Annotated in this window: 7 protein-coding genes and 1 tRNA gene; 6 read left to right on the top strand and 2 right to left on the bottom strand. The window is 35.9% G+C overall.

The genetic code is table 11. The annotated features are described in order from the left end of the window. Nucleotides 1-309, top strand: a 309-nt coding sequence (locus tag RHOW815_RS09360; protein WP_502757472.1) for a hypothetical protein, incomplete at its 5' end; no start/stop codon positions are given. A gap of 74 nt (nucleotides 310-383) precedes the next feature. Further along, a complete protein-coding gene (locus RHOW815_RS06135; protein WP_215217448.1) occupies nucleotides 384-602 on the top strand; it encodes an IS630 transposase-related protein in 219 nt (72 codons plus the stop codon). A gap of 20 nt (nucleotides 603-622) precedes the next feature. Here RHOW815_RS06135 and mraY read toward each other — a convergent pair whose 3' ends face one another. Together mraY and RHOW815_RS06125 are read right to left on the bottom strand one after the other, a co-directional pair. Further along, on the bottom strand, nucleotides 623-1822 hold the full coding sequence (gene mraY, locus RHOW815_RS06130) for a phospho-N-acetylmuramoyl-pentapeptide-transferase (RefSeq protein WP_215217447.1): 1200 nt from the start codon (nucleotides 1820-1822) through the stop codon (nucleotides 623-625). 67 nt (nucleotides 1823-1889) lie between these two features. Continuing rightward, nucleotides 1890-3203, bottom strand: a complete 1314-nt coding sequence (locus RHOW815_RS06125; RefSeq protein WP_215217446.1) for a UDP-N-acetylmuramoyl-tripeptide--D-alanyl-D-alanine ligase — start codon at nucleotides 3201-3203, stop codon at nucleotides 1890-1892. 99 nt (nucleotides 3204-3302) lie between these two features. Here RHOW815_RS06125 and RHOW815_RS06120 point away from each other — a divergent pair. From RHOW815_RS06120 to RHOW815_RS06105, 4 genes are all read left to right on the top strand, one after another. Then, nucleotides 3303-3373, top strand: a tRNA-Cys gene (locus RHOW815_RS06120). 20 nt (nucleotides 3374-3393) lie between these two features. After that, nucleotides 3394-4215, top strand: a complete 822-nt coding sequence (rsmI, locus tag RHOW815_RS06115; protein ID WP_215217445.1) for a 16S rRNA (cytidine(1402)-2'-O)-methyltransferase — start codon at nucleotides 3394-3396, stop codon at nucleotides 4213-4215. Between the two features lie 96 nt (nucleotides 4216-4311). Further along, nucleotides 4312-5895, top strand: coding sequence for a chaperonin GroEL (gene groL, locus RHOW815_RS06110; RefSeq protein ID WP_215217444.1), 1584 nt, complete (start codon nucleotides 4312-4314; stop codon nucleotides 5893-5895). A gap of 134 nt (nucleotides 5896-6029) precedes the next feature. After that, nucleotides 6030-6374: a hypothetical protein gene (locus tag RHOW815_RS06105; protein WP_215217443.1), complete on the top strand. Its 345-nt coding sequence runs from the start codon at nucleotides 6030-6032 to the stop codon at nucleotides 6372-6374. The last annotated feature ends 193 nt before the right edge of the window (nucleotides 6375-6567 follow it).

The raw sequence follows: 6567 nt of genomic DNA, 5'->3' as shown, positions 1-6567 counted from the left end.
ATGGAAAAATTGAGAAAGAAAACTACATACAAGCCTGAATATGGTGGTTCTTGCTTTTATTGCTCTACTTTTGAAAAGATTTTAAACAGGCTCTCAGACCGTACCTGCAACCTGTGTGAAAATACGTTCGATATTCTCTCAAATATTCTAAAGTCTTTAAAAGCTTGTCTTCTAGGTTTAAGTAAGCCTTTTCTCCTAGCTTTTCTCTATCTTTTGTTTTGCTCTTCCAATAAAATTAAGACCTTTTCTTCAAAAGTTTTTCGTTTCACTCCTGTTAGTCTTCTAAATTGCTCGGGTGAGAGTGATTGAAGTTCTAAGTAATTTTTCATATTCCTCCATTTAGGAAGGAAGTATAGCAAAAACCTAATTACGCAAGAAGTCTAATGAAGGCTAGCCAGCTATTTCAAGTTGGGATTGCAACTGTCTACCGATGGGTAAAGAGTAAGAAACAAAGAGGAAACGTAGAACCTCTAAAAAAGAAAAGCACTTATAGGAAAATTGATGATCAGAGATTAATCGCTTATGTAGAGAAAAACCCCGATCATTTTTTATCAAAAATTGCAAAGCATTTTGGTTTGACTATGCAAGCAAATACAAACTAAAATAGCAACAGCTCTAACTCTTACTGAAATTTTAAGGAAACTAACCCCAATAACGCTAAAATCAAACCCATAATCCAAAAGCGAATAACCACTTTTGTCTCAGGCCAGCCCTTATATTCAAAATGATGGTGAAGAGGTGTACATAGAAAAATACGTTTGCGATTACGCAATTTGTAACTTCCTACTTGTAAGATCACAGAAAGGGTTTCTGCAACAAATACTCCCCCCACTAAGGCTAAAAGAAGCTCTCTTCGTAATAAAACAGCACAAAAGCCAATGATCCCCCCTAGAGATAATGAGCCGATATCGCCCATAAAGACCTGTGCCGGGAACCCATTATACCACAAAAACCCAAGAGTTGCGCCAATAACAGCAAATAAATAGATAGCTATTTCTCCACTTTGTTTGATGTATAAGATATTTAGGTAACGAGCCATTTCTTTATTATTTGATAAAAAGGCAACGATTCCTAATACAACCGCTACCATAATCAAGCAACCTGAAGCTAAACCATCTAATCCGTCTGTTAAATTTACCGCATTGGAAGAACCGGTGATTACAAATACACTTAAAAAAATTCCAAGCACTAAGCTTAAACCAGTTAACTTAAATAGAGGCTTTTTGATAAAAGGAACAAAATAATAGCCCATGTATTGCTGTGTATTTAATACTTTCCACTCTCCTTCTGTCTTGCTTCTTTTAACCCATTCTTTAGCAATAGGTGGATGCAAGAAGTCTTCTTGTGTAAACTGAGGGATATATAGATAGCTACAAATTCCTAATGTAATAAACAGCTGCATGAGAAATTTGGTGCGCGCCTTCATTCCTTTAGAATTTTTTAATTTCATTTTTAAATAATCGTCAATTCCACCTATAACTGCTAGACCCAAAGTAAGTAAGCATAACATGATGGTAAAGCTGCTTCTCCAATCCATCCACAAAATAAGGGAAATCAGTGCCGAAAATAAAAGGAAAATACCTCCCATAGTCGGGGTTTCTTTTTTTTTTTGATGAAGTTCTGCTAATAGAGGGCAATCTTCCACACGAATTGACTGTCCTGTTTTTAAGGCATAGAGCCTTCTGATACAGTAAGGGCCTATCCAAATCGCACATAGCAAAGAGCTCAATGCTGCTAGTATCGTCCGAGTAGATGAATAAGTAAAAACCGAATGTAATGGAATTCCTAAACTACTTAAATATTGATAAATGAAAAGAATCACGGATGCACTCTTAAGTTGTTCTTTAAGTAAATGTTATCTTAAGCTAGAAGATGAAAACATCGCAATCCTAATCCAAAATGCGCCATAATTGATGAGAATTCGCGCCTTTAATTAAAACAACATCACCATGGCTTGCAAGAGCATATACAGCTTTGTACAGATCTTGAAAATCATGATATAGATAAGCTTTGCGTTTATTCTTAATAAATAATTCTACCATTAAGGAACAATCTTTTCCTAAACAGAGCAATATATCGGTGACTTCTAATGCGTATTTAGCCACTTCCAAATGACATGTCTCTGTAAACTCTCCGAGCTCTTTCATATCCCCTATTACAGCAATTGTCTTTCCTTTAGACTTTGGCAAGGACTTAAAAGCTGCTCTCATGGAAGACACACTAGCATTATAAGAGTCATCAACAAATATAATCCCTTTTTTTTCTACAATAGTAAATCGATGAGAAATGGTTTTAAGTTGCTTGGTTTGTTCAATAATCTTTTTCCAGCAAACGCCAAATTCCCTAACAACTAGAGCAGCACCACAAAAATTTTCCCATAAATGCTCTGCTTGAAAAGGCAAAGAAAAAAAAGAAGATCTACCAGATTTTTCTATCAAACAAAACTTTTCCTCACAAACTTGTAAATAGAGATCTAATCCTTGTGATAAACCATAATTTTTTTTGGGCAACAAGCTATTTTTAATAGCGGAAAAATTTCCTACATTAGATCCTAAAATAGCAAGACGCGTTTTGCTGGATGACAAAACTTCAGCCTTTGCCTGAGCAATAGCTTCTAATCCTTCTGGAAAATAAGCGCTATGAGCTAAACCTATATTGGTGATTACAGCAATTTCTGGAGGGGCAATAGATACAAGTTTAGCTATTTGTCCTTTTTGACTCATTCCCATTTCCACAACAAAAATATCTGCTTTTCTATCTGCATTTAATAAAGCCAAAGGTACCCCTATTCGAGAATTGGCATTACCGGGAGTTTTCGCAACCCTAAACTGCGCGGATAAAAGCGCTGCAATAAACTCTTTAATAGTTGTTTTCCCCACAGATCCAGTAACTGCAATAATACGGGTTTGTCTCTTTGAAAATACAACCTGTGCCAAAAGATGTAATGCATTCATGACATCTTCTACAGCTAATAGAGATAAACCATAGCTTGGCCCTTTGTATCGCTTGGATACAACAGCTGCTACTGCCCCTTTTTTTGCTACTTCTCTTAAAAAAGCATGACCATCCACTCTCTCTCCAGACAGAGCAAAAAACAGATCGCTTGGCTCAATTAGCCTGCTATCTTGATGAAATCCCTTTATGGAAACCAGATTAGAGGAGAGGATGCCTAAATAAGCTGCAATTTCTTTACAAGTATACATTTGTATGAAAGAGTAACTAAATAAAGATTTTAATCATTAAAAAAACTTATCCTTGACCCTTTTATGCTTAATACAGCATAATTTTTGCAAATTCCTTAAGGTGGCATGGCCAAGTGGTAAGGCAGGAGCCTGCAAAGCTCCTATCCCCAGTTCGAATCTGGGTGCCACCTTTTATTTTTACTAAAAATCCATGTTATATGTAGTTTCAACCCCTATTGGCAATTTAAAAGATTTTTCCTTTCGTGCACTTGATGTACTTAAAGAATGTGATTATATCTTATGTGAAGATACCCGTCATAGCCAAATCCTCTTAAATCATTACTCGATTAAAAATCCCCTAAAAAGCTTTCATCGCTTTAATGAAAGAATGAGACTCGATAGCATTTTAGAAGATTTAGCAAATGGAAAAAATGTAGCACTTATTTCCGATGCGGGAACTCCTACAGTTTCAGATCCTGGTCTACCACTTATCTCTGCATGTCGCCAGAAAAAAATTCCTATGACAGTGATCCCAGGAGCTTGTGCTCTAATTGTTGCCCTTGGATTGTCTGGCTTTTCATCTACTGTTTTTCAATTTCTAGGGTTTGTTCCTAAAAAAGAAAAAGAAAGGGCTCTAATCCTTAAGATAGCATTAGAGTATAAAGGAACTAGTATCTTCTATGAGACTCCTCATCAAATACAAAAAACCCTGTCTCATTTACAAAAACTAGATAATACAAGGTTTCTTTGTATTGTAAGAGAAGCAACCAAACTACATGAGGAGAGTTTGTTTGGAGAAGCTAGTGTCTTACTCGATCATTTTCAAACACATACCCCTCGTGGAGAAATCGTCTTATTAATTTCAGAAAATACACAAGAGGGCTGTCTAACAGGCAATGTCATTTCGCATATTAACATACTACAAGAAGAACTACATCTTAGCCGCTCTGAAGCCGTTAAAATAGTCGCCAAACTGCATCAACTCCCTAAAAGAAAAATTTATAAAGAAGATCTTGACTTTGAAGACAACTAATTGCAAAATAAGCTTTCTCTTTTTATACTTCTTCTATCAGAAATAATCACTATTATGTCACTCTGTATGACAACCACTTTTAACTAGGAGATAGTTATGTCAACACTTAAGGAACTGATTTTCGAAGAAGAAGCCAGAAATAAATTACTCGAAGGAATAGATCAACTTGTAGACGCTGTTTGTAATACATTAGGTCCTAAAGGCAGCAATGTAGCTATAGAATCCTCTTGGGGAGCTCCTAGTATTACCAATCATGGAAATAATGTGGCTAAAGAAATCGAGCTAAAAGATCAATATACAAATATGGGAATTGCTTTAGGTAAAGAGAGTGCTGCAAAAATGAAAGAGCTGTGTGGAGATGGAATCACTACCTGTTTGATTTTACTACGCGCAATTGCAAAAAATGCCGCTAAACAAATCACATCAGGATCAAACCCTGTTCATTTAAAACGAGGAATAGAAAAAGCACTTGACGCCATTTTACATGATTTGAAGACAAATGCTATTACCATTGAAACCCAAAAAGAAATACAAAATATAGCAACAGCTTCTGCTTCAGGCGATCAAACCATTGGAACCTTTATTGCTGAAGCTATTGAACGAGTAGGGAAAAATGGTGTTATTACTATAGAAGAGAGCAAAGGAATCCACACAACGGTTGAAATAGCTAAAGGGATGCAATTTGACCGTGGCTATATCAGTTCCTCTTTCTGCACAAAAGAAGATGCACTATGTGTAGAACTACATAACCCTCGCATTTTAGTCACAGATAAAAAGATCTCATCTGCTCAAGAATTACTGCCTATTTTACAATCCATTGCCACTTCCTCTTCTGAATTATTGATTATTGCAGAAGAGGTAGAAGCAGATGCTCTTTCCACGCTAGTGATTAATAAATTAAAGGGAATACTTAAAGTAAGTGCAGTAAAAGCCCCTGGTTTTGGAGATAACCGTCAGGAAATGCTCAAAGATATTGCTATATTAACAGGCGCTAAGTTTATCTCAAAAGAGACCGGTTTGTCTTTAAAAGATGCTACTTTTGAGGATCTAGGCTATGCAGAAAAAGTGATTGTGAGCAAAGATAAAACAATTATCATTACAGATGAGAGCAAAAATGAAGAAGTAAAAGTACGCATTAAGCAGATTGAGTTAGAAATTACAGAAACTACCTCCTCTTACAACAAAGAAAAGTTAGAAGATCGCAAAGCTAAATTGATAAGCGGAGCAGCGGTCATTCGCGTAGGAGGTGCTATTGAGGCAGAAGCCAAACAAAAACAACAAATATTTAAAGACAGTCTCAATTCCACAAGAGCTGCAATTGATGAAGGAATTGTAATTGGAGCAGGAATCGGGCTTTTAAGAGCTAGCCGCAACATAAACGTGCATCTAAGCGATGAAGAAAATAGGGGAGCGCAAATTTTGATCCAAGCTTGCGAAGCTCCTCTTAAGCAAATCATTGCTAATAACGGTCTAGACAGCGCTGTTATTTTTAATGAGATTCTGAGCAAAGAGTCGCAATTTGGATTAAATGCCCTAACAGGAAAAGTAGAGGATCTTCTAAAAAGCGGCATTATAGACCCATTGAAGGTTTTAAGGTCTGCTCTACAATGTGCTGTATCAACAGCTATTCTTATTCTTTTCTCAGAGGTTTTGATTGGTAATGCTCCTGAAAAAGAATAAAAAGCTTTTATTTAGCCTAGGTTTCTTTAGACCTAGGCTGATTTTACACAAAAATACTGGTTATAAATTGAAAATAAATAAATTAAAAAATAGAATGAGCATTTAAGAGCAATATATCCATTCAAGGCTAATCTATGAAAGATCAACTCTCTTTAAAAAATCGCAAAAAACAAAGAAAAGAAATTCATTCTGCTCAAAAAAACCCCGTCATTCAAGAGAATCCTCCTGTAAAAATTCCTAAAAAAATCATGCAAAAAAGAAAAGAGTTAATGGATTCTTTTACAAGACATATGAAAATTAAAAAAGCTAGACACAATACTAAAAATTCTAAACGCACTACGCCGGGAATAGGCATTACAACAACCGATGCTCAACCAGCTCACACTCACATTGAAGGTGTTCGCTGGATAAAAACAACCATCAAACAAAATCTTGCCCAGCAGAAGATTTTGAGCCGCAATGGACCTAGAAAAAAATAAGGACGTTTTTGTCTTGCCTCTAGGGCTTTTTTTATTAATGCCAAATGTAAGAGTTTGCCTACGCTAGTAAGAAGTTATAGTTATTTAAATCGACATTGATAAAACAGCTTGATCTAAGGCTTCGGATAAATTAGCTACAGTAGGTAAAAGTTCTCGGATTTTCGTTTTCATATTGGCCCAATATTTTTCGATA

Origin of the sequence: Candidatus Rhabdochlamydia sp. W815 (assembly GCF_018642185.1) — a bacterium.
Classification (GTDB): Bacteria; Chlamydiota; Chlamydiia; order Chlamydiales; family Rhabdochlamydiaceae; genus Rhabdochlamydia; species Rhabdochlamydia oedothoracis.
The sequence above is the reverse complement of the archived record's forward strand: the minus strand, read 5'-3'. Positions and strand labels throughout refer to the sequence as shown.

Bases quoted from the DNA above. Each gene is read 5' to 3' on its own strand.
- RHOW815_RS06135 (WP_215217448.1), top strand. From the start codon at position 384: ATGAAGGCTAGCCAGCTATTTCAAGTTGGGATTGCAACTGTCTACCGA.
- RHOW815_RS06125 (WP_215217446.1), bottom strand. From the start codon at position 3,203: ATGTATACTTGTAAAGAAATTGCAGCTTATTTAGGCATCCTCTCCTCT.
- rsmI (WP_215217445.1), top strand. From the start codon at position 3,394: ATGTTATATGTAGTTTCAACCCCTATTGGCAATTTAAAAGATTTTTCC.
- groL (WP_215217444.1), top strand. From the start codon at position 4,312: ATGTCAACACTTAAGGAACTGATTTTCGAAGAAGAAGCCAGAAATAAA.
- RHOW815_RS06105 (WP_215217443.1), top strand. From the start codon at position 6,030: ATGAAAGATCAACTCTCTTTAAAAAATCGCAAAAAACAAAGAAAAGAA.